Origin of the sequence: Muricoccus vinaceus (assembly GCF_042433125.1) — a bacterium.
Taxonomy (GTDB): Bacteria; Pseudomonadota; Alphaproteobacteria; order Acetobacterales; family Acetobacteraceae; genus Roseomonas; species Roseomonas vinacea.
This window is the reverse complement of the sequence record NZ_JBHLVZ010000033.1, coordinates 132,785-152,785: the sequence shown is the minus strand read 5'-3', so window position 1 is coordinate 152,785 and position 20,001 is coordinate 132,785. Positions and strand designations below refer to the sequence as shown.

The following is a 20,001-nucleotide window of genomic DNA, read 5'->3' as shown; positions in this document are numbered from 1 at the left end:
CCACCCTGGCTCCCATGTCACCACATAGATTATGCACAGGGGATGGCGCTACGCCCAAGAAAAGCTCAATGAGCGGCGGCAATCCACCCATGATCCCGCGCGCGGGCAACGGTTTCTGCCCCTTCGTGGCTATTCCGCCGCGCCTGACCTTCACCGCCGACATCGAGCCCAACCCGGCCGACCCCACGGGCCGCCGCCACCTGGCCGCCACCGCTGCCCTGCTGGACCTGCTGGAGGAAAGCGGGGCACGCGGCACCTTCTTCATCCTGGGCGAGGTGGCGGAGGACGCCCCCTGGCTGGTGCGCGACATCGCCGCACGGGGGCACGAGGTCGCCTCCCACGGCCACACCCACCGCCCGCTGGAAACCCTTGGCCCCGCCGGCCTGCGGGCGGAGGCCGGCCGCGCCCGCGCCACCCTGCAGCACCATTCCGGCCAGCCCGTGCCGGGCTTCCGCGCACCCTTCTTCTCCCTCACCGCCCGCACCGAATGGGCGGCGGCGGTGATCGCGGAAGCCGGCCACGCCTACTCCTCCTCCGTCCTGCCCGCCCGCGGCTTCGGCCATGGCCACCCCACCGCGCCCCGGCGCCCCTTCGCCTGGACCCTGGACAGGGCGGAACTGCTGGAAATTCCCGTGCCGCTCGCCCGCCTCGGCCCGGCCCGCCTGCCCTTCCTGGGCGGCATGTACCTCCGCTACCTGCCGGCCTGGGACCTGCGCGCCATGGCCGGCCGGCTGGAAGGCCCGCTGGCCTGGACCTATTGCCACCCCTACGACATCGACGTGGAGGAACCCTTCCGCCGCGCACCCGGCCTCGGCCTGCTCAGCAGCGCCTTCCTCTGGGCCAACCGGCGCAACACCCTGCACCGCCTGCGGGCCCTGCTGCGCGGCCGCACCTCCGTCCCGCTCGCCGAGCGGCTGGACGAGGCTCGCGCCCTGGCGGGCCTGCCGCCTCAGTCGAAGGGATCGGCCGAGGAGGCCACCGCCGCCGCCGACTGGTAGAGCGACCAGGCGAAGCCCAGAGCCACCGTCGCGTTCCAGTCCCGCCGGTGCAGCGGGCTGTCGGCATTGGCGGCCCCGGCGAAGTTCTCCACCCGCCCGCCGCCCACGAAGGAGAAGGCGGGCGTGATCGGCACGCGGAGCGAGAATTGCAGCCGCGTCCCGAGATACCCCGCCTTGGCGCGATAGGCCGGCCGGTCCGCCCGCGCGTATTGCGGCTCCACCTCGTAGAAATACCGCTGCAGCCGTTCGGTGGCGAAGATCGGCCCGACCCCCAGCCGGAACCGCGCCCCGCGCAGGCCGAGCGCCTCCAGCCCCACCGCCCGGTCCTCCACCGCCAGCTCCGGCGAGAACACGACGCCCCGGTAACGGACCGAGGCGAGGTCGCTGGAGAACACCGCCCGCACCGGCAGCTCCAGGTTCACCCGGCGCGGCCGCGCGACGTCGCGCCACAGGGTCAGCCGCAGCGCCGGGCCCACCTCGCCCTGCCAGTCCAGGTCCGGCATGCCCCGCCGCGCCCGGTTGTCGTCGGAGGAGGAGGGAAAGGCACCGGAAAAGGACAGGTCCAGCCCCAGCCGCTCCCCGCGCAGGAGCCGCCCGCGCACCCCCTGGTCGTCGGCGCGCAGCAACTCGCCGCGGTAGATCACGAAGGGCGCCGCGATGCCCCGGATGTGGTTCTGGTCGGCCGCCGGGTAGTCGGGCAGCCAGCCGCCGCCGCCCGCCACCCCGGCTTCGAAAACCGGCAGCCGCACCTCCTGCGCCGCGGCGGGCACCGCGAGGAGCAGCGCCGCGAGAACCAGCCGCCTCACGCCCGGCGCTCCGCCACCAGCAGCACGTTGGGCAGGGGCGTGCCGGCCCAGCAGGGCAACGCCGCGCAGCGGAAGCCCATCCCCTCCAGCCGCGCCGCGACGGCCGGAACCGGCATCGGCCGCACCGCCGCGCCGTCCCGCCGGATCGCCCGCCCGGCGCGCTCCATCGCCATGCCGAAGGCGCTGCGCCAGCCCCTGTCAGGATCGAACAGCCGCAGCACCACGCGGCGGCGCGCGGCCCGCGCCATGCGGTCCAGCAGCGGCGCCTGCGCCGCCTCCGGCAATTGATAAAGCACGTCCACCATCAGCGCCGTGTCGCAGTCCGGCACCGCCGCCGACACCAGGTCCGCCCGCGTGAAATCCGCCGGCAGGCCTGCCCCCGCCGCCCGCGCTTCCGCCACCTTGGCCTCCTCGTAGTCCATCCCCGTCACCCGCGCGGCGGCTCCCGACAGCAGAAGCAGGAGCGCCAGCTGCCCCCGCCCGCAGCCGAGGTCGGCCAGGTGCCCGAGGCCCCCCGCCCCTCGCGCCAGCGCCAGGATCGCCGCCGTGGAAGGATCGCGCCGCAGCTTCGATCCGACATAGCCACGCGTGAAGCGCGAGGCCCCGGCATAGCGCGCGGCGGCGGCTTCGATCAGGCGGTCGTCCGGCAGGGAGTTCGGCGCACCGTCGGGCATGGGGACGAAGATTGCCGCCGCCGGGCCACGGCGGCAACGCCGGCGCACCCCTTCCCCCACCCGCGATGCGCGGGCACCCTCCCGCCGAACCCGGCGAGGAGAGCGGTCGATGCCCGAGGAAGAGCTGATCCATGAGGTGCGCGATGGCGGGATCCTCGTCACCACCCTCAACCGCCCGCAGGCGATGAACGCCTTCACCTTCGCCATGTACGAGGGCTTGGCCGCCAAGGCCGCCGAGATCGGGGGCGACCCGGCCATCAAGGCCTGGGTCATCACCGGCGCCGGCCCCAAGGCCTTCGCCGCCGGCACCGACATCTCCCAGTTCACCAGCTTCACCACGGCCCAGCACGCACTGGACTACGAGGAGCGCATCGGCGGCGTGCTTTCCGCCATCGAGGACTGCCCCAAGCCCACCATCGCCGCCATCAACGGCGCCTGCACCGGCGGCGGCGCGGGGGTGGCGGGGGTCTGCGACCTGCGGATCGCATCAAGCAACATGCGCTTCGGCGTGCCCATCGCGCGCACGCTGGGCAACACCCTCTCGCTCGGCAACTACGCGCGCTTCTCCGCCCTCCTCGGCCCCGGGCGGCTGCTGGAGCTGATCTTCACCGCCCGCCTGGTGGAGGCGGAGGAGGCCAGGACGCTCGGCCTCGTCACGGAGGTCCTGCCCGACCAGGAAGCGCTTCTGGTGCGCGCCGAGGCCCTGGCCCGCACGGTCGCCTCCCACGCGCCGCTGACGCTGCAGGCCGCCAAGACCACGCTCAAGCGCCTGCGCGAGAACGCGCTGCGGGGCGCCAACGCGGACGACATGGTGGCGCTGACCTTCACCAGCGCCGACTTCAAGGAAGGCGTCGCCGCCTTCCTGGAGCGCCGCAAGCCGGTCTGGACCGGGAAGTAGTGCTGCGGCGGCTACTCGGCCTTCAGGTCCAGCTCCCGCACCTTCCTGCCCCAGAAGGCGTACTCGTCGCGCACCTCGCGCGCGAAGGCGGCGCGCGGGGCGGGCGCCGCCAGCTCCAGCCCGTCGCGCTCCAGGCTGCGGGCGAAGCGGGGGTCGCGGACGGCCTTGTTGGCCGCCGCCTCCAGCCGGTCCAGCTCGGCGTCGGGCGTGCCGGCGGGCGCGAAGAGGCCGTGCCAGCCCAGGATGACGATGCCGGGCAGCCCGGCCTCGGCGAGCGTCGGCACATCGGGCATGGAGGCCAGCCGCCGCTCCCCCGTCACCGCGATCGGCCGCAGCCGCCCGTCCCGCGCAAGGGGGATGGCGGGCGAGGGCGAGGAGAAGTTCATGGTCACCCGCCCCGCCACCACGTCCTGCAGCGCGGGCGCCGTGCCGCGATAGGAGATGTGCTCCATCGGCACCTTTGCCGCCTCGGAGAAGAGCAGCCCCGCCAGGTGGTTGTTGGAGCCCACGCCCGCCGAGGAATAGGTGAAGTCCGCTCCCGGCTTCCGTCCCGCCGCGATCAGCTCCTGGAGGTTGTTGGCGGGCACGCGCGGGTCGATCACCAGCAGGTACTGGTAGGTGCTGGCCTTGGCCACCGGCACCAGCGCGGTGGACAGGTCGGTGCGGTCGTTGCGCTGCAGGTGCGGGTTCACCACGATGTTGGTGGACACGGCGAAGAGCAGCGTCAGCCCGTCCGGCCTCGCGCGGGTGACGGACAGCGCGCCCACATGCCCGGCCGCCCCGCCGCGGTTGTCGATCACGATGTTCTGGCCGGTGGTCTCGATCAGCATCGGCAGAAGCTCGCGCGCCACGATGTCGGTGCCGCCGCCCGCTGCATAAGGCACGACGAGCGTGATGGTCCGCCCCTGGGCGGAGGCGCGCCCGATGAGGGCGGGTGCGGCGAGGAGCGGCAGGATCTGGCGGCGCAGCATGGCGGTTTCCGTCCCAATGATCGGGCAAGAGGCCACGCGCGCCCGCGCGCCGCAAGCGTCCCTCAACCGAACGTGCGGCGGCCCGCGTGAGCGATGGTCCGCTGGCGCTGCGCGGCCCCGCCTTCGCCTTCCGCCACGACCCCTTCGCCGCCGATCCGGACGACGCGCTCATCCACTGGCCGGACGCCCTGGTGGTGATGCGGGGCGGCATCGTCACCGCGCTGGGCGACCACGCGGCCGAGCGCCACCGCCACCCCGCCGACATGCCCGTGCACCACCACCCCGAGGCGCTGATCGGCCCGGGCTTCGTGGACACCCATGTGCACTACCCGCAGATGGAGATGACCGGCGCCTTCGGGGAAACCCTGCTCGACTGGCTGGCGCGCTACACCTACCCCACCGAGGCGCGCTTCGCCGACCCCGGCCACGCCGCGCGCATCGCCGCCCTGTTCCTGCGCTCGATGCTGCGCGCCGGCACCACCACCGCCTGCGTCTATTGCACCGTGCACGAGCACTCCGCCGACGCCCTCTTCGCGGAGGCCGGCCGCCTCGGGCTTCGCCTGGTGGCCGGCAAGGTGCTGATGGACCGCAACGCCCCGCCCGAACTCCGCGACGGCACCGACCACGGCATCCCCGCCACCCAGCGCCTGATCGACCGCTGGCACGGCCGCGGGCGCCTGCTCTACGCCATCACGCCGCGCTTCGCCCCGGCCTGCTCGGACGCCGCCCTGGAAGCGGCGGGCCGCCTCTGGCGCGAGAACCCCGGCACCTTCGTGCAGACCCATCTCTGCGAAACGGAGGCCGAGATCGCCTGGGTCAAGGAACTCTTCCCGGCCGCGCCATCCTATCTCGGCGTCTATGCGCGCGCGGGCCTCGCCGGTCCGCGCGCCGTGATGGGCCACGCCGTCCACGTCACGGAGGAGGATCTTTCGGCCCTGTGCGGCACCGGCTGCGGCGTCGCCCACTGCCCGAGTTCCAACCTGTTCCTGGGCAGCGGCCTGTTCCGCCTGCACGACGTGAAATCGGCCGGAGTGCGGGTGGGCCTGGGGAGCGATGTCGGCGCCGGCACCGGCCTGCCCGCGCTGCGCACCCTGGGCGACGCCTACAAGGTGGCGCGGCTGCGCGGCGCGCGCCTGCACCCCGCCCAGGCCTTCTGGCTGGCAACCCAGGGCGGCGCCCAGGCGCTGCGGCTGGAAGGCCGCATCGGCAACCTGGCGCCGGGAATGGAGGCCGACCTCGTGGTGCTGGACCCGGGCGCAACGCCGGAGCTGGCGCTGCGCACCGGGGGGCGCCCGGACCTGGCCGACACGCTTTTCGCCCTCACCGCGCTCGGTGACGAGCGCGCGGTGCGGGCCACCTATGTCGCCGGGCGCCTCGCGCATGACCGCGACGCGTCCCCGGCCCGGTGACCCGGGCCGGGACTCGGCCTCAGCGGGCGCGGCGCGCCGCGGGAGCGCTGCGGGACGGAGTGCTGCGGGATGGGGCGCCGCGGGCGGGCGCGCTCGCGCGGGCCGGGGCGGGCGTGGGCTCGGCGGCCGGGGTGGCGTTGGCCGGCGTCACGCCGCGCGACTTGTCCAGCTCCTCGTACATGCACTTCGAGACCGCGAAGGGCGTCGCACCCGGGAAGCGCTGCTCGCAGACGGGGCGGAAGGCCTCCTCCGGCGGCGGAGCCACGGCGGGAGTGATGGCGGGCGGGGTGGCGCAGGCGGCCAGCAGCGCCAGCGAGGGCAGCAGCACGCCCTTGAGGATGGTCTTGATCACCGGATCGTCCTTGGAAGAAAGCCCCGGCAGGTTGGGGCAGAGGCTCTTCTAGGCCGCGGCGGGGCGCGCGTCACCGGGCTTGCCCGTGACTTTCAGGGCGCTTGTGGGGCGACGCTGCGATGGCGCGTGAGGGTGCCTCGCGCGCAACGCTCCGCCCGCGCTCAGAACGCCACCCGTGCCCGCAGCGCAACGAAGGTGATGGGCCCGCGATCCCTGTTGTAGGCGGGGTTCACCGCGTGCTGCACGTCCAGCGCCATGTTGATCCCCGGCGCCACCGCCGCGTCGTAGAAGGCTTCCGCCAGGTATTCCGGCCCGCCGCGCAGCGTGCCGTCGCCGGTGATGAAGCCGATTCCGCCAGCCGCCAGGAAGCGCCGCCGCCCTTCCGAGGCCCAGCCGACATTCCCGCCGAGCCCCACCGTGTCCTCCGGCCGGCCCCAGCGCCCGCCGCGCAGCGACAGCCCGGCCGAGACCGCCCGGTCCATCTCGGTGAACATCCAGTTCTGCGTGCGCCCGTCGTTCCAGGACAGCCGCGCGAAGGCGCCCAGCTCCTCCGCCACCTCCTGCTCCAGCGTCAGCGCCGCCATGCGCTTGAGCCGGTAACCGCTGGGGTTCTTGTCGAAGCTCTCCGGGTCCAGCGGGTCGATCTCCCCCCAGGTGGACTGCCGCGTCCGCGACAGGCCCAGGATCAGCCGCACCGCCCCCGGCCGCCCGCCGAGCCGGGTGTAGCGGTCCACCTCCCCCAGCACCTGGAAGGCGCGGGTGGGCGCGGGGTCCAGGAACAGCCCGTTCACCCGGCGCGACACCTGGAAGGCACCGCCGCGCAGGCCCCAGATGCCGTTCTCCCACTCCGCCGCGGCGCCCACCGTCCAGCCCCGCGCATCGGCGGCGTAGTCCACCGCCCCCGCCCCCACCAGCGCCCAGTTCAGGAACTGCGTGCGCGCGTCATGGGCGTAGGCGTTGCGGTCGAAGATGTCCCAGACCGAGAACTTGCCCAGCGTCAACGTCACCCTCTCCCGCGGGAGAGGGGTGTTGAAGCGCAGGGGATCGTCCCCCGCCGCTTCCATCTCGCCGGAAAGCCCGATGGTCTGGCGGAAGAAGGCGCGCGGAACGAAGAAGGTCGGCTCCGTGGAGCCCAGCCGGAAGGCCTCGTTGTTGGGATAGGCCGCGACGCCCGTGGAGTTGGACAGGCCGAAGCCGCGCGTGACCGAAAGATCCGCCACCGCCTCCGCCCCGTGCCACAGGCGCCGCCCGATGATCAGGTCGGTGGACAAGGTGTTCGCCGCCTGCGCCGCCGGACGCATGCTCCCTTCCGCCCGGTAAGGGGAACGGAAGCCGGGATGCCCCTGCAGCACGAAAGTGGCCTGCCCGTGGATCAGCCATCCCTGCTCCTCCAGCGCTGCCCGGCGGGCCTCCAGCCCCGGGAACAGGGCGGGGGCCGCCGGATCGCTGCTGCCGGGGTTTCCACCCTGCTGCGCAAGGGCGGGCCCCGCCAGGGCGAGAAGGGGAAGGGCGGCCCGGACGAGCCGCCGGAGGCGCGGTGCGTTCGGCCGGATCATGCGCGCATGGGCCGTTCGGCAGGACAGGTCATCGGCATCTCCTCGCGCGGGTCAACGCATGAACAGCTGTTCATCTTGTGACCTGTGCATCAATTTTTAGCAAAATCAATAGGTTACTCTGGTAGAGAGTGTTCGCCCGGTTGGCAAGGGACGGATCCATGATGATCTTCTGGCGCGGTGGCCCGGATTGACGGCGGGCCCCCGCTTCCACACATCGGCGTGACGATGCACCCCATCCTCCCCGCCGCCCTGCTCTCTCTCGCCCTGGCCACGCCGGCGCTGTCCCCCGCCGCCATGGCCCAGTCGCCCACGCCCGAGGCGCCCGCGGCGGCGCAGGAGGGCTTCCGCGTGGTGAACCGCACCGGGCAGGAGGCGACCGCCCTCTACGCCGTGCGCAGCGGCCGGCCGGACTGGGGCAGCAACCTCCTGCCCCGCCCCCTGGCCGCCGATGCCGGGTACCGCCTCCGCCCCAACCCCCAGGCCGGCTGCCGCTTCGACCTGCGCCTGGTGCTGGCCGATGGCCGGGAGGCCGTTTCCCGCAACCAGGAGATCTGCGGCGGGCGCGAGATCGCGCTCGAACCCGGCGCGGTGGCCGCCGCCGCCCGCGCCGTGCCCGTGCCCACGCCGCCCGAGGCCGTGCCCCGCCCCGGCGTGCGCGCCGCCACCGGAACAGGCTTCCTCGTGGCGGCCGAGCGCGTGATGACCAACCGCCACGTGGTGGACAACTGCGCCCGCGTGCTGGTGCGAGGCCCCGACGGCCGCAACCACGCCGCCACCCCGCCCGCCCGCACCGATGCCACCCTCGACCTCGCGCTGCTGACTGTGCCCGGGCTGACCGGCCCCTTCCTGTCCTTCCGCCAGTCGCCGCCCGTGCGCCGCGGAGAAGGCGTGGTGGCCTACGGCTATCCCCTCACCGGCCTGCTTTCCTCGGACGCGAAGCTCACGCGGGGCGAGATCAACGGCCTGGCCGGCCTGCGCGACAACGCCGACCAGTTCCAGATCAGCGCCCCCGTGCAGCCCGGCAATTCCGGCGGCCCGCTGCTGGACATGCAGGGCAACCTGGTGGGCGTGGTGGTTTCCAAGCTGAACGCCCAGGCGGTGGCGGGCCGCACCGGCGATATCGCCCAGAACATCAACTTCGCCGTGAAGGGCGAGCGCGCCGCCGCCTTCCTGCGCGCCGCCGGCATCACCCCCACCGCAGCCACCAGCAACGGCACGGACCGCAGCACCGCCGATGTGGGGGAGATTGCCGGCCGCTCCACCGTGTTCATCCGCTGCGAGCAGTGAGGCCAGGCGGAGAAGCGAAACCCCCTCCCGCCTTCCTTGCGATTGCGTCACGATGCCGTGATGCGCTTCCTGCTTCTTCCCGTCCTGGCCCTGGCCCTCGCCTCCCCGGCCCTGGCTCCACCAGCCCTGGCCCAGGCGCCCGCCAGCAGCTGGCGCTTGCTGAACCGCACGGGCCAGGAGGCGGTGGGCCTTGTTTCCACCGAGGCCGGCGCCGCCGCCCGGGGCCGCAACCGCCTGCGCCAGACCCTGCCGGCGGGAGCGGAGAAGACCTTCCGGCGCAGGGCGGGCCAGCCCTGCCGCCTCGACATCCGCCTCCGCCTCGCCGACGGACGCGAGGCCGTGGCCACGGGCCAGGACGTCTGCGCCAACCCCTTGGTGGCGCTGGAGCCCGGGGCGGTGCAGCCCACCCCGCAGCAGGCGCCTCCGAGGCCCGGCCGTCGTGGGGCCGCCGCGCCGCGGGAGGGCAGCGTCTCCAGCGGCACGGGCTTCCTGGTGGCCGCGGACCGGGTGATGACCAACCAGCACGTGGTGAACAACTGCGCCCGCATCACCCTGCGCGCGCCCGGCGGCCATCGCCTGGCCGCCGTCGCACCCGTGCAGGCCAACCGCGACCTGGACCTGGCTGTGCTGCGCGTGCCCGGCCTGACCGGGCCGGTTCTGCCCTTCCGCCCGGACCTTCCCCGGCGGGGAGAGGACGTGATCACCTATGGGCACCCTCTTTCTGGCCTGCTCTCCTCGGACGCCAAGCTGACGCGCGGCGAGGTCAGCGGGCTGGCCGGCTTCCGCGACAATCCCGCCAACCTGCAGTTCAGCGCCCCGCTGCAGCCCGGCAATTCCGGCGGCCCCCTGCTGGACATGCGCGGCCGCGTGGTGGGCATCACGTCGGCCAGCCTGGTCGGGCGGCGGGAACCCATGCAGAACGTGAACTTCGCCGTGAAGGCGGACCGCGCGATCGCCTTTCTGCGCGCGGCGGGGGTGACGCCCGCGCTGGCGGGGGAGACGCTTCCCGCGCGCGGGGCAGTGGAGGTGGGCGAGATCGCGGAGCGCTCGGTTTTTCTGGTCCGCTGCGAAATGGGCGACGCCGCGCCCTGAACGTCCTCAGCGGGGCCGGAGAAGGCCGGCGAGCACCGCCGTCAGTTCGTCCGTGTCGAAAGGCTTGCGCAGAACCGGCGCGCCCCGGTGAACCTCGATATCGGCCTGCTGGTAGCCCGTGACAAAGACGAACGGCAGGCCGAGAGCCGCCAGCCGGTTCGCGACCGGCAGCACGTGGCTGTCGCCCAGGCGCACGTCGAGCACGGCGGCATCCAGGGGGCCGTTGTTCTCCGTGATCAGCCGCAGGGCCTCGTTCACGCTCGCGGCGGCGCCCACGACCTCGGCGCCCTCTTCGCGCAGGGTATCCTCGATGACCATGGCGATGAGGGCTTCGTCCTCCACCACCAGGATACGCCGACCTTCCAATCCGGAATGCACCACCTGGCTCCCCGGGCGACAACCGCCGGGATCGTTCCTATACCGTCACAGGTTGTTTGTCCAGAAAATGATCCCGATCTCTTGAATGGGGAGCTTTAGAATAATTTTACATCTTCGCGCGAGCCGTTTTCCGATCCGTTATGGCGTTGAGTTTCTGCGGGGCCGCAGGACTGAGTCCGCCCACGCCTCGCCGCAGCATCGCTCCGGCGGGGTGCGCCGAGGTCCCCCCGGGCCCCGCCAGCCTCATCAATGCGCCTCCGCCCAGGAGTGACCGGTGCCGATCTCGACGGCGAGCGGCACGCGGAGCGTGGCAACCCCTTCCATCACCACCTGCACCACCGGCTTCGTGGCCTCCACCTCTTCCTCCGGCACCTCGAACAGCAGCTCGTCATGCACCTGGAGCAGCATCCGCGCCCGCAGCCCCGCCTCGCGCAGGGCGGTGGGCAGGCGCACCATGGCGCGCTTGATGATCTCGGCGGCGCCGCCCTGGAAGGGCGCGTTGATGGCCGCGCGCTCGGCATTGCCGCGCCTGGACTGGTCGCGCGCGCCGATCTCGGGGATCCACAGCTTCCGGCCGAAGGGCGTCAGCACGTAGCCGTTGGTGCGCGCGTCCTCCTTGAAGCGCTCCATGGCGTCGCGGATGCCCGGGTACTGCGCGAAGTACGCATCGATGATGCCGCGCGCCTCCCCGGCCCCGATGCCGAGCCGCCCGGCCAGGCCGAAGGCCGACATGCCGTAGATGATGCCGAAGTTGATGGTCTTGGCCCGCCGCCTGGCCTCGCGGTCCACCTTGTCGGGCGGGATCTTGTAGATGTCCGACGCCGTGCGGGAATGGATGTCCTGCCCCGTCGCGAAGGCCTCCCGGAGCGAGGGCACCTCGGCCACGTGCGCGAGCAGCCGCAGCTCGATCTGGGAATAGTCCGCGGCCAGAAGCAGGTGACCGGGCTCGGCCACGAAGGCGCGGCGGATGCGCGCGCCCTCCTGCGACCGGATCGGGATGTTCTGCAGGTTCGGCTCGGTGGAGGAGAGCCGCCCCGTGCTGGTGATGGCCATCGAGAAATCGGTGTGCACGCGCCCGTCGGCCGCGAGCTGCGCCTGCAGCCCCTCCACATAGGTGGAGTTCAGCTTGGAGAGCTGCCGCCAGTCCAGCACCTTGCGCGGCAGCGGGTGCCCGGTGGAGGCCGCCAGCTCCTCCAGCGTCGCCGCATCGGTGGAGAAGGCGCCGGACTTGCCCTTCTTGCCGCCGGACAGCCCCATCTCCCCGAACAGGATCTCGCCGAGCTGCTTGGGCGAGCCGACCGCGAAAGGACGGCCCGCGATCTCGTGGATCTCCTTTTCCAGCGCCGCCATGCGCTCGGTGAACTCGGCCCCGGCCTGCTTCAGGGCCGGCCCGTCCACCTTCACGCCGGCCACCTCCATGTCGCGCAGCACGGTGATCATCCGCCGCTCGACCTGCTCGTAGAGCACCAGCGCGCCGTCCGTCCGCAGCCTGGGCCTGAGCGCGTGCCACAGCCGGAGCGTCACGTCCGCGTCCTCGGCGGCATAGCGCGTGGCCTCGTCCAGCGGCACCTGGGAGAAGGACTTCCGCCCGCGCCCCGTCCCCGTCACCTCGTCATAGGTGATGGGCTGGTGCGACAGGTGGCGGCGCGACAGCTCGTCCATGCCGTGCCCATGCCGCCCGGCGTCGAGGCTGTAGGAGATCATCATGGTGTCGTCCAACGGCGACACCTCCAGTGCCCCGTTCGCCTCGCGCCCCAGCACCTCCAGGTCGTACTTGGCGTTGTGCAGCACCTTCAGCACGGAAGGGTCCGCCAGCAGCGGCCGCAGCACGTCAATCGCGGCGTCGAAGGGCAGTTGCTCGGGCGCGGGGCTCAGCATGTCCGTCCCCTCGTGCCGCAGCGGCAGATAGGCGGCCCGCCCCGGCGCCACCGCCATGCAGATGCCGACCAGTGAGGCGTTCAGCGCGTCGAGGCTCGTCGTCTCGGTGTCCAGCGCCATCACCCCCGCCAGCCGCGCGGCCTCGGCGAAGGCGTGCAGGGCATCGATCGTGGTGATCGTCTCGTAGGGGCCGAAGGGCGCGCCCTCGGCCGGCAGGGTGAGCGCGACCGGGGCGGGCGCGGGCCCGGCGGGGCGGGACTTCGGCACCTCGCCATTCGCGTCCAGGCCCAGCCGGTGCTGCACGGAGCGGAAGCCGTGCTGCTTGAGGAAGGCCATCAGCTTCCCCGCCTCCGGCGCCTGGGTGGCCAGGCCCTCCATCGGCAGGGGCAGCGGCGCGTTGCGGTCCAGCTCCACCAGCTTGCGGGAGATGCGGGCCTTCTCCGCGTTCTCCTCCAGGGCCTGGCGCCGCTTGGGCTGCTTGATCTCGGACAGGCGGGAGAGAAGCGTCTCCACGTCCCCGTACTGCTCGATGAGCTGCGCCGCCGTCTTGATGCCGATGCCCGGCACGCCCGGGATGTTGTCGGTGGAGTCGCCGGCCAGGGCCTGCACCTCCACCACCTTGTCCGGCATCACGCCGAACTTCTCCATCACCTCGGCCGCGTGGATCGGCTTCTGCTTGATGGGGTCGAGCATGCGGATGCCGCCACCCACGAGCTGCATCATGTCCTTGTCGGAGGACACGATCGTGACCTGCCCGCCCTCCTTGGCGAAGGCCGTCGCATAGGTCGCGATCAGGTCGTCCGCCTCGAAGCCGTCCAGCTCCACGCGCGCCACGCAGAAGGCGTCGGTGGCGTCGCGGATCAGGGCGAACTGCGGCGCCAGCTCCGGCGGCGCCTCCGGGCGCTGCGCCTTGTATTCGGGGTAGAGCTGGTTCCGGAAGGTGGAGCGCGAGGCGTCGAACACCACGGCGATGTGGCTGCCCGCATGCTTGGACAGGAAGTTCGCCAGCATCTGCGTGAAGCCGAACACGGCATTCACGGGCACCCCGGCCGGGTTGGTCATCGGGGGAAGCGCGTGGAAGGCGCGGAAGATGTAGCCGGAGCCGTCCACCAGGATCAGGTGCCGGCCCGGGTCCACCTCGGCCAGGATGGGATCGGCGGCGGGCACCTTGTCCATGGCCTCGTCCGCGCTCTCCCGCTGGGGCTCCGTCACGTCAGTGATGGCCGTCATCCCCGGCGCCCGGCGCCAGGTGGAAGGTGCGGGAGCAGTAGGGGCAGGTGATCTCGTTTCCTTCGATCCGCAGCCAGATCCGGGGGTGCCCGCCCACGCCGCCGCCATCGCAGGGCACGTGGCGGGAGGTGACCTCGATCACCTCCTCGGCCGTCACGCCGGGAACACGGTTGGGGGCATAGCCGGTGAAGTCGGGATCGCGCATCGGGGCCTGGTGTCTCTGGAAGGGAAAGCGGGAGGTTGGGCCCGGAAGATAGGGGCGAGCCGCCCATCCGGCCAGCACCGACACCAGTTCCGATACCAGTTCGGGCACCAGTTCGGGCACCGGCACCGACGGCCCGGACCAGCCCGGATGCCCCTCCGCCGCTCTTGCCAAGCCCTTGCCCCTGCACCCCGGGGAACTCGCGCGGCCCCGCGCGCTTGTTCCACTGTTCGCAACAAGCGCATGGACCGGCCGGGCGCGTCACACCCGGCGGCGGGATCCAGAGGAGGCCCGGTGAGTCAAGGATTGAACCTTCCGGTTAAACCCCAGCCCGCTCCACAGGATGAGTTGTTCGAGCACCTGGTCGAGAGTTCGACCGACTTCGCGATCTACACGACGGCCCATGACGGCACCGCGACGAGCTGGAACATCGGCGCCGAACGCCTCTTCGGCTATCTGGCCACGGACATCATCGGTTCCAGCGCCGACGTGATCTTCACCGAGGAGGACCAGGCCGCCGGCGAGCCCCGGACCGAACGGGAGGGGGCGGCGCGCCATGGCCGGGCCGCGAACGAGCGCTGGCACCGCCGGCGCGACGGCTCGCGCTTCTGGGCATCGGGCTCGCTGGTGCCGCTGCGCAACCCGGAGGACGGCTTTGTCAAGATCGTCCGCGACCGGACGGAGGTTTACCGCGCCAACGCGGCGCTGCGCGCGAACGAGGAGCGCTTCCGCCTCCTGGCTACCAGCATCCCCCAGCTGGTCTTCCGAACGCGCCCGGATGGCCACCGCACCTGGGGCAGCCCGCAATGGATCGACTTCACGGGCTTGACCCTGGAGGAAAGCGTCGGGCTCGGCTGGCTCGACGCGATCCACCCGGAGGACCGCCTGGCGACGCAAGAGGCCTGGGAGGAGGCGAGGGAGCGGGGCGAATACTACGTCGAGCACCGCATCCGGCGCGGGGCGGAGGGGGAATACCGCTGGCACCAGACCCGCGCCCGTCCGGTTGATCCCGGCCGGGACGGGGCGGGGGACTGGGTCGGCACCATGACAGACATCCACGACCTGCGCGGCCTGCAGGATCGCCAGGGCGTGCTGCTGGCCGAATTGCAGCACCGCACCCGCAACCTCCTCGCGGTGGTGCAGTCCATTGCCAGCCAGACCATCCGGAAGAGCCCCTCGCTCACGGCCTTCCGCAATGAGTTCGAGGGCCGGCTGCAGGTGTTGAGCCGCGTGCAAGGCATTCTCGCCCGGAGCGACCACAAGGATATCGACCTCCGCACCCTGCTGGATGCGGAACTGACCGCCCACGGCGACGGCGCCCTGGGGACCGGCAGGATCACCGTGGAGGGCCCGCCGGTCGTCCTGCCGGCCAACTCGGCCCAGGCCATCGCGCTGGCGGTGCACGAGCTGGCCACCAATGCGGTCAAGCACGGCGCCCTGGCCCAGGACAGCGGGCGGCTTGCCGTCCGTTGGGATTTCGCGGCCGACGAGACCAGGCCGGGCGTGCTGCTCGAATGGAACGAGAGCGGCGTCGCCATGCCGGAAGATGCGTCCCCGCGGCGCAGGGGATACGGAACGGAATTGATCGAGCGGGCGCTTCCTTATCAACTGAGGGCGAAAACCAGGCTGGAGTTCAGGCCGGATGGCGTGCGCTGCACCATCCTGGTGCCGGTGAGAGCGCGGGAGGCGGAAAGCCCATGATGAACGAGGTCAGCAGTTCGACCGGGCAGGAGGCAGCCCCGCCGGACAGCCTGCGCGGCCGCCGCCTGCTGGTGGTGGAGGACGAGTACATGATCGCCATGGAGCTCGTCCGCACGCTCGAGGAGCAGGGCGCGGAGGTCTTCGGCCCGGCCGGCTCCGTGGAGGATGCCCTCGGCCTGCTGGAGGAAGGGCTCCCGCCCCTGGATGCCGCGGTGCTGGACATCAACCTGCGCGACGAGCGCGTCTATCCCGTGGCGGAGGCCCTCGCCGCCCGCGGCGTGCCGTTCGTCTTCGCCACCGGCTACGACTCGGCGGCCATCCCGGCGCCCTACTCGTCGGCCCCGCGCTGCGAGAAGCCGGTGGACCGGGCGCAGCTCGCGCGCGCGCTGGCCCGGATCTGGTCCCGCTGAACGGAAGGCGCCGGCGCCGCACCCGCGGCGGCTCCTCCAATGGAACGGAACCTGCGCCAGGACCGGCCGCGGCCTGTAACATGCGCGGCCGTTGGGCGTTCCGATCCGGCCCTCGCCCAAGTGGAGACCATGCCGGACCCCGTCGGACCCCGCCCCGCCACCTCCAGGCCCATCGGCCTCGCCCGCTCCAACCTGTCCGCCGAGGTTCCCGCGGCGGGCGTGCCCAGCGGCGGCCCGGGGATCTTCTACGCCGGCATCGCCCTGGTGGGGGTGCTCTACCTCGCCCGGGAACTTCTGGTGCCTTTGGCGCTGGCCGTGCTGCTGGCCTTCGTGCTCGCGCCCGTGGTGCGGGCCTTCCGCCGCGTCGGCGTGCCCCGCATCGCCTCCGAGATGCTGGGAGTGGTGCTGGCCGTCGCGGTGATCTCCGGCATCGGCGCCCTGATGGGCCGCCAGCTCGCCGAGCTCGCGAACGACCTGCCTTATTACCAGAGCACCGTGTCCCAGAAGCTGAACGGCCTTTTCGGCGGCCAGGGCCCGCTCGGCCGCGCCTCCGAGATGCTGCGCTCCCTCGGCGAGGGGCTTTCCTCCAAGGCCGAGCCCGCCTCCCCGGCCGCCCCCTCCGCCCATCCCGGCCTCCCGCCCCTGCCGGTGGAGGTGCGCGAGCCCGCGCCGGGCATGCTCGTGGTGATGCAGCGCGTGGTCGGCCCGCTACTCGGCCCCGTGGCCACGACCGGCATCGTCATCGTCTTCGTGGTCTTCCTGCTGCTCTACCGCGAGGACCTGCGGGACCGGCTCATCAAGCTGATGGGCTCGCGCGACCTCCAGCGCACCACGGCCGCGCTGAACGACGCGGCCTCCCGCCTGTCCCGCTACTTCCTCGCGCAGACGGCGCTGAACGCCTTCTTCGGCGGCGTCATCGCCGCCGGTCTCTGGGCCATCGGCATCCCCAACCCGCTGCTCTGGGGCGTGATCGCGGGGATGATGCGCTTCGTGCCCTTCATCGGCGGCTTCATCGCCGCGGCCTTCCCCCTCCTCCTCGCCATCGCGGTGGACCCGGGCTGGACCATGCTGATCTGGGTCGTCGTGCTCTTCGCGGTGGTGGAGCCCGTGATGGCCCAGGCCGTCGAGCCCATGGTCTACGGGCACTCCACCGGCCTTTCCCCCGTCGCGGTGCTGCTGGCCACCGCCTTCTGGGCCTGGCTCTGGGGCCCGGTCGGCCTGCTGCTGGCCACCCCGCTCACCGTCGGCCTGGTGGTGCTGGGCCGCCACGTGGACCGGCTGGAATTCCTTGATGTTCTTCTCGGCGACCGCGCGGCCCTCGCGCCGCCCGAGGCCTTCTACCAGCGCGCCCTGGCCGGGGACGGCGACGGGCTGGCGGAGCAGGCCGAGCTGCAGCTCCGCGCCCTGCCCCTGCTGGACTACTACGACACCATCGCACTGCCCGGCCTCGCCCTGGCCCAGGGAGACGCCACCCGGGGGGCGCTGAACCGCGGGCGGCTGGACGTGCTGCGCGCCCGCGTGGACGTGCTGCTGGACGACCTGTCGGAGCACGAGGACATCGATCCCCCGGCCGTCGGGGAGGACGGCCCGGTGGACCCGGCGCCCGACCGGATCGACGGAGGCCGGGCCGAGACCGGGACCGCGGAACCGCCGCCCCCGCCCGCGCCGGCGCCGCCGGAATGGGGCGCCCCCGGCACGGTGCTCTGCGTGGCCGGCCGTGGACGGCTGGACGAGCAGGCAACGGCGATGCTGGTCCAGGTTCTGTCCCTGGCCGGCTACGGCGCCACCACGCTCAGCAACGAGGCGCTGCGCGCCGCCAGGGAGGTGCCTCCGGGCACTCGCGAGGCAGTGCCTCCGGGCAATCGCGGAGCGGTGCCTCCGGGTGCCCGCGCGGTGGTGCTCTCCGCGCTGGAGGGCGGAAGCGGCGCGGCCAGCGCCCGCTATGCCATGCGCCGCCTGCGCCGGCGCTTCCCGGACGCGCTGCTGGTGGCGGGGGTCTGGGGCGCCGGGCGCGACAGCCCGGTGCTGGCCGCCCTGCGGGAGGAGGGCACGCGCACCTGCGAGGCGCGTTCGCTCCGCGACGCGCTGAACTGCCTCGCCGCCGAGGCCGAGGCGGCGGCCCCCGTCGCGCCGGAGGACGCGTGAGGGGTCGGGATGCGGCGGGGGCCGGGCGTGATGCCCGGCCCGCCCGGCATCACGCCAGCGCGGTGCTGGCCGGCGCGCCGCCCTGGCCGCGGCGGGACTGCCACAGCGCCACGAAGTCGATCGGCGTCAGCGCCACCGGCATGAAGCCGCCGTCGCGCGTCACGTCGGACAGGATGTTGCGCGCGAAGGGGAAGAGCAGCCGGGGGCATTCCACCAGCAGCACCGGCTCCAGCACGTCCGCGCCCACGTTCACGGTGAAGATGCCGCTATAGGCCAGTTCCGCGATGAAGGCGGTGGTGCCATCCGTGGTCTTGGCGTCGGCGCGGATCTGCAGCGTCACCTCGAAGACATTGCCGCCCTCCTGGATGGCGCGCGCCTGCACGTCCAGCGCCACGTCGATGCGCGGCTGCTCGCGCAGGGAGGTGTAGATCTCCGGCGCGCCGGGCACCTCGAAGGACAGGTCCTTCACGTATTGCAGGTTCACCACCAGCGGACCCTGGGGCTGCTGGTTCAGCGCGCCGTTGGGCGGCTGGTTCGGGGGCGGTGGCAGGTCGGACATGGTGTTGAGCCTCGGCAAGGGCGTCGGAGGCGCCGCCGGTAGCACGCGGCGGCCACGCTGTCAGGCCGCCTGCGCGCCCATGCCGCCCGGATCAGCCGTGCTGCCAGGTCACGGTGAGCGGGCCTTCCTCCGTCGGATCGATCCGCAGCCACTGCCCGTTCATCACGGATTGGCCGGTCATGGCCAGGATGAAGCCCCAGTGGCAGACCACCACCGTGTGCGGCCAGTCCGGCTGCTCGCGCATCTCGCTGCGGAACAGCCGGGCGCGGGAGATGACGCTGTCGCCCCCTTCCTCCTCCTGCGGCCACCACACGGCGTCCAGATGCGCGAAGTCGTGCTCCGGCCAGGCCTCCGCGAGGGTGTCGCGGTGGGAGCCGACGTCGCATTTGAAGGCGTAGCGCTCCCGCACCAGCGGCTGGACGTGCACGGGCAGGCCCAGCCGGCGCGCCAGCGGCGCCGCCGTCTGCAGCGCGCGGGTATAGGGGCTGGCCAGGACGCGCGTGATGCCCTCCGCCGCCAGCGCCTCGGCGGCCGCCTCCGCCTGCTCGTGCCCGAGGGGGGTCAGGCGCGGGTCCTCGATCCCCGGGTCCTTGCGGGTCGCGGTGAAGTGGAGGTTGAACTCGCTCTGGCCGTGGCGCAGCAGGATCATGGGCGGTGATTTCCGGTCTCGTTGCTGCCGATAGCGGGCAGCCGCTGGTCGCACAACGCCGCCGGGGCGCCTCCGGACATCCCCTTCCCCTCCGCCCCGGTTGCGGTGGCGCCTCCGCGCACCTAACTATTGTGTCATGAGGAGATCATGATGCAGGGCGGCGGTTTCCCGATTGACCTGATTCTGTTCGGGATGGTGGCGGCCTTCCTGGTGCTGCGCCTGCGCAGCGTGCTGGGCCGGCGCACGGGCTTCGAGCGCCCGCCGGGCGAGCGCGGCGGCCTTCCCGTGCCTCCCGTTGCCGGCCAGGCCCCGGCCGTGCCCGCGCCTCCGGTGCGCGGCGTGCCCGATGCCCGCGGCCCCGTGGGGCAGGCCCTGGCGCGCATCCGCTCGGCCGATCCTTCCTTCGACCCCGCCGCCTTCCTGGGCGGCGCCGAGGGTGCCTTCCGCATGATCGTGGAGGGCTTCGCCGCCGGGAACCGCCAGATGCTCCGCTCCCTGCTGTCCGACGAGACCTATGCCGGCTTCGAGGGCGCGATCACCGAGCGCGAGGGCAGGGGCGAGGTGCAGCGCACCGAGATCCGCGAGATCCGCGAGGCCAGCATCGACGGCGCCGACCTGCGCGGCACCACTGCCGAGGTCACCGTGCGCTTCGTGTCCGACCAGGTGAACATGACAACGGACAGCACGGGCAAGCCCGTGGCCGGCACCGATGCCGTGACGGAGCTGACGGACATCTGGACCTTCCAGCGCGACGTCCGCAGCTCCGACCCCGCCTGGAAGCTCACCGGCACGCGCTCCGCCTGAGC

19 protein-coding genes are annotated in these 20,001 nt (G+C 72.7%); 9 read left to right on the top strand and 10 right to left on the bottom strand.

Annotated features, from left to right (window positions below):
- The first annotated feature begins 68 nt into the window (after nt 1-68).
- Nucleotides 69-998: a DUF3473 domain-containing protein gene (locus tag ACFFIC_RS13440; protein ID WP_377051096.1), complete on the top strand. Its 930-nt coding sequence runs from the start codon at nt 69-71 to the stop codon at nt 996-998.
- Here the strand turns inward: ACFFIC_RS13440 and ACFFIC_RS13435 are convergent.
- Entirely contained in the window at nt 950-1,804 is an 855-nt protein-coding gene (locus tag ACFFIC_RS13435; RefSeq protein WP_377051094.1) for a MipA/OmpV family protein, read from the bottom strand. The genes ACFFIC_RS13440 and ACFFIC_RS13435 overlap by 49 nt on opposite strands.
- Nucleotides 1,801-2,478 carry a methyltransferase domain-containing protein gene (locus ACFFIC_RS13430; RefSeq protein WP_377051092.1) on the bottom strand — a complete coding sequence of 226 codons (678 nt, stop codon included), beginning with the start codon at nt 2,476-2,478 and terminating at the stop codon, nt 1,801-1,803. The genes ACFFIC_RS13435 and ACFFIC_RS13430 overlap by 4 nt, the downstream gene beginning before the upstream one ends.
- Nucleotides 2,479-2,587: 109 nt before the next feature.
- Between ACFFIC_RS13430 and ACFFIC_RS13425 the strand changes: the two genes are divergently transcribed.
- Nucleotides 2,588-3,376 carry an enoyl-CoA hydratase gene (locus tag ACFFIC_RS13425; RefSeq protein WP_377051090.1) on the top strand — a complete coding sequence of 263 codons (789 nt, stop codon included), beginning with the start codon at nt 2,588-2,590 and terminating at the stop codon, nt 3,374-3,376.
- A gap of 11 nt (nt 3,377-3,387) precedes the next feature.
- Here the strand turns inward: ACFFIC_RS13425 and ACFFIC_RS13420 are convergent, their stop codons facing one another.
- Nucleotides 3,388-4,347 carry a Bug family tripartite tricarboxylate transporter substrate binding protein gene (locus ACFFIC_RS13420; protein WP_377051088.1) on the bottom strand — a complete coding sequence of 320 codons (960 nt, stop codon included), beginning with the start codon at nt 4,345-4,347 and terminating at the stop codon, nt 3,388-3,390.
- Nucleotides 4,348-4,433: 86 nt separating this feature from the next.
- Here ACFFIC_RS13420 and guaD point away from each other — a divergent pair, with 86 nt between their 5' ends.
- Nucleotides 4,434-5,756 (top strand): guanine deaminase, encoded by a 1,323-nt coding sequence (gene guaD, locus ACFFIC_RS13415; protein ID WP_377051086.1) that lies wholly within the window; start codon nt 4,434-4,436, stop codon nt 5,754-5,756.
- Nucleotides 5,757-5,775: 19 nt separating this feature from the next.
- On the opposite strand, the gene ACFFIC_RS13410 is transcribed toward guaD, so the two are convergent.
- Together ACFFIC_RS13410 and ACFFIC_RS13405 are read right to left on the bottom strand one after the other, a co-directional pair.
- Nucleotides 5,776-6,108 carry a hypothetical protein gene (locus ACFFIC_RS13410; RefSeq protein ID WP_377051084.1) on the bottom strand — a complete coding sequence of 111 codons (333 nt, stop codon included), beginning with the start codon at nt 6,106-6,108 and terminating at the stop codon, nt 5,776-5,778.
- Nucleotides 6,109-6,269: 161 nt separating this feature from the next.
- Nucleotides 6,270-7,664 (bottom strand): carbohydrate porin, encoded by a 1,395-nt coding sequence (locus ACFFIC_RS13405; RefSeq protein WP_377051082.1) that lies wholly within the window; start codon nt 7,662-7,664, stop codon nt 6,270-6,272.
- Nucleotides 7,665-7,889: 225 nt separating this feature from the next.
- Between ACFFIC_RS13405 and ACFFIC_RS13400 the strand changes: the two genes are divergently transcribed.
- Together ACFFIC_RS13400 and ACFFIC_RS13395 are read left to right on the top strand one after the other, a co-directional pair.
- A complete protein-coding gene (locus ACFFIC_RS13400; RefSeq protein WP_377051080.1) occupies nt 7,890-8,951 on the top strand; it encodes a S1C family serine protease in 1,062 nt (353 codons plus the stop codon).
- Nucleotides 8,952-9,011: 60 nt separating this feature from the next.
- Nucleotides 9,012-10,043: a S1C family serine protease gene (locus ACFFIC_RS13395; protein ID WP_377051078.1), complete on the top strand. Its 1,032-nt coding sequence runs from the start codon at nt 9,012-9,014 to the stop codon at nt 10,041-10,043.
- Between the two features lie 6 nt (nt 10,044-10,049).
- On the opposite strand, the gene ACFFIC_RS13390 is transcribed toward ACFFIC_RS13395, so the two are convergent.
- The 3 genes from ACFFIC_RS13390 to ACFFIC_RS13380 all read right to left on the bottom strand — a co-directional run bounded on the left by ACFFIC_RS13390 (nt 10,050) and on the right by ACFFIC_RS13380 (nt 13,905).
- Entirely contained in the window at nt 10,050-10,421 is a 372-nt protein-coding gene (locus tag ACFFIC_RS13390) for a response regulator (protein WP_377051076.1), read from the bottom strand.
- Between the two features lie 246 nt (nt 10,422-10,667).
- The gene (polA, locus tag ACFFIC_RS13385) at nt 10,668-13,475 is read right to left on the bottom strand and encodes a DNA polymerase I (protein ID WP_377051175.1); all 2,808 of its coding nucleotides are present in this window, start codon (nt 13,473-13,475) and stop codon (nt 10,668-10,670) included.
- Nucleotides 13,476-13,512: 37 nt separating this feature from the next.
- The gene (locus ACFFIC_RS13380; protein ID WP_377051074.1) at nt 13,513-13,905 is read right to left on the bottom strand and encodes a zinc-finger domain-containing protein; all 393 of its coding nucleotides are present in this window, start codon (nt 13,903-13,905) and stop codon (nt 13,513-13,515) included.
- 174 nt (nt 13,906-14,079) lie between these two features.
- Between ACFFIC_RS13380 and ACFFIC_RS13375 the strand changes: the two genes are divergently transcribed.
- The 3 genes from ACFFIC_RS13375 (at nt 14,080) to ACFFIC_RS13365 (ending at nt 17,987) form a co-directional block, all read left to right on the top strand.
- Complete coding sequence (locus tag ACFFIC_RS13375) at nt 14,080-15,432, top strand: sensor histidine kinase (protein ID WP_377051072.1); 1,353 nt, start codon at nt 14,080-14,082, stop codon at nt 15,430-15,432.
- Entirely contained in the window at nt 15,429-15,842 is a 414-nt protein-coding gene (locus ACFFIC_RS13370) for a response regulator (RefSeq protein WP_377051070.1), read from the top strand. The genes ACFFIC_RS13375 and ACFFIC_RS13370 overlap by 4 nt, the downstream gene beginning before the upstream one ends.
- Before the next feature lie 129 nt (nt 15,843-15,971).
- On the top strand, nt 15,972-17,987 hold the full coding sequence (locus tag ACFFIC_RS13365) for an AI-2E family transporter (RefSeq protein WP_377051068.1): 2,016 nt from the start codon (nt 15,972-15,974) through the stop codon (nt 17,985-17,987).
- Nucleotides 17,988-18,036: 49 nt separating this feature from the next.
- Here ACFFIC_RS13365 and secB read toward each other — a convergent pair whose 3' ends face one another.
- Together secB and ACFFIC_RS13355 are read right to left on the bottom strand one after the other, a co-directional pair.
- Nucleotides 18,037-18,546 (bottom strand): protein-export chaperone SecB, encoded by a 510-nt coding sequence (secB, locus tag ACFFIC_RS13360; RefSeq protein ID WP_377051066.1) that lies wholly within the window; start codon nt 18,544-18,546, stop codon nt 18,037-18,039.
- 91 nt (nt 18,547-18,637) lie between these two features.
- Nucleotides 18,638-19,195, bottom strand: coding sequence for a histidine phosphatase family protein (locus ACFFIC_RS13355; protein ID WP_377051064.1), 558 nt, complete (start codon nt 19,193-19,195; stop codon nt 18,638-18,640).
- 147 nt (nt 19,196-19,342) lie between these two features.
- On the opposite strand from ACFFIC_RS13355, the gene ACFFIC_RS13350 reads away from it, so the two are divergent.
- Nucleotides 19,343-19,999: a Tim44/TimA family putative adaptor protein gene (locus tag ACFFIC_RS13350; protein WP_377051062.1), complete on the top strand. Its 657-nt coding sequence runs from the start codon at nt 19,343-19,345 to the stop codon at nt 19,997-19,999.
- The last annotated feature ends 2 nt before the right edge of the window (nt 20,000-20,001 follow it).

Bases quoted from the DNA above. Each gene is read 5' to 3' on its own strand.
- ACFFIC_RS13405 (WP_377051082.1), bottom strand. From the start codon at position 7,664: ATGATCCGGCCGAACGCACCGCGCCTCCGGCGGCTCGTCCGGGCCGCC.
- polA (WP_377051175.1), bottom strand. From the start codon at position 13,475: ATGGACAAGGTGCCCGCCGCCGATCCCATCCTGGCCGAGGTGGACCCG.
- ACFFIC_RS13400 (WP_377051080.1), top strand. From the start codon at position 7,890: ATGCACCCCATCCTCCCCGCCGCCCTGCTCTCTCTCGCCCTGGCCACG.
- ACFFIC_RS13370 (WP_377051070.1), top strand. From the start codon at position 15,429: ATGATGAACGAGGTCAGCAGTTCGACCGGGCAGGAGGCAGCCCCGCCG.
- ACFFIC_RS13365 (WP_377051068.1), top strand. From the start codon at position 15,972: ATGCCGGACCCCGTCGGACCCCGCCCCGCCACCTCCAGGCCCATCGGC.
- secB (WP_377051066.1), bottom strand. From the start codon at position 18,546: ATGTCCGACCTGCCACCGCCCCCGAACCAGCCGCCCAACGGCGCGCTG.
- ACFFIC_RS13425 (WP_377051090.1), top strand. From the start codon at position 2,588: ATGCCCGAGGAAGAGCTGATCCATGAGGTGCGCGATGGCGGGATCCTC.
- ACFFIC_RS13440 (WP_377051096.1), top strand. From the start codon at position 69: ATGAGCGGCGGCAATCCACCCATGATCCCGCGCGCGGGCAACGGTTTC.
- ACFFIC_RS13350 (WP_377051062.1), top strand. From the start codon at position 19,343: ATGATGCAGGGCGGCGGTTTCCCGATTGACCTGATTCTGTTCGGGATG.
- ACFFIC_RS13395 (WP_377051078.1), top strand. From the start codon at position 9,012: ATGCGCTTCCTGCTTCTTCCCGTCCTGGCCCTGGCCCTCGCCTCCCCG.
- ACFFIC_RS13430 (WP_377051092.1), bottom strand. From the start codon at position 2,478: ATGCCCGACGGTGCGCCGAACTCCCTGCCGGACGACCGCCTGATCGAA.
- ACFFIC_RS13355 (WP_377051064.1), bottom strand. From the start codon at position 19,195: ATGATCCTGCTGCGCCACGGCCAGAGCGAGTTCAACCTCCACTTCACC.
- ACFFIC_RS13420 (WP_377051088.1), bottom strand. From the start codon at position 4,347: ATGCTGCGCCGCCAGATCCTGCCGCTCCTCGCCGCACCCGCCCTCATC.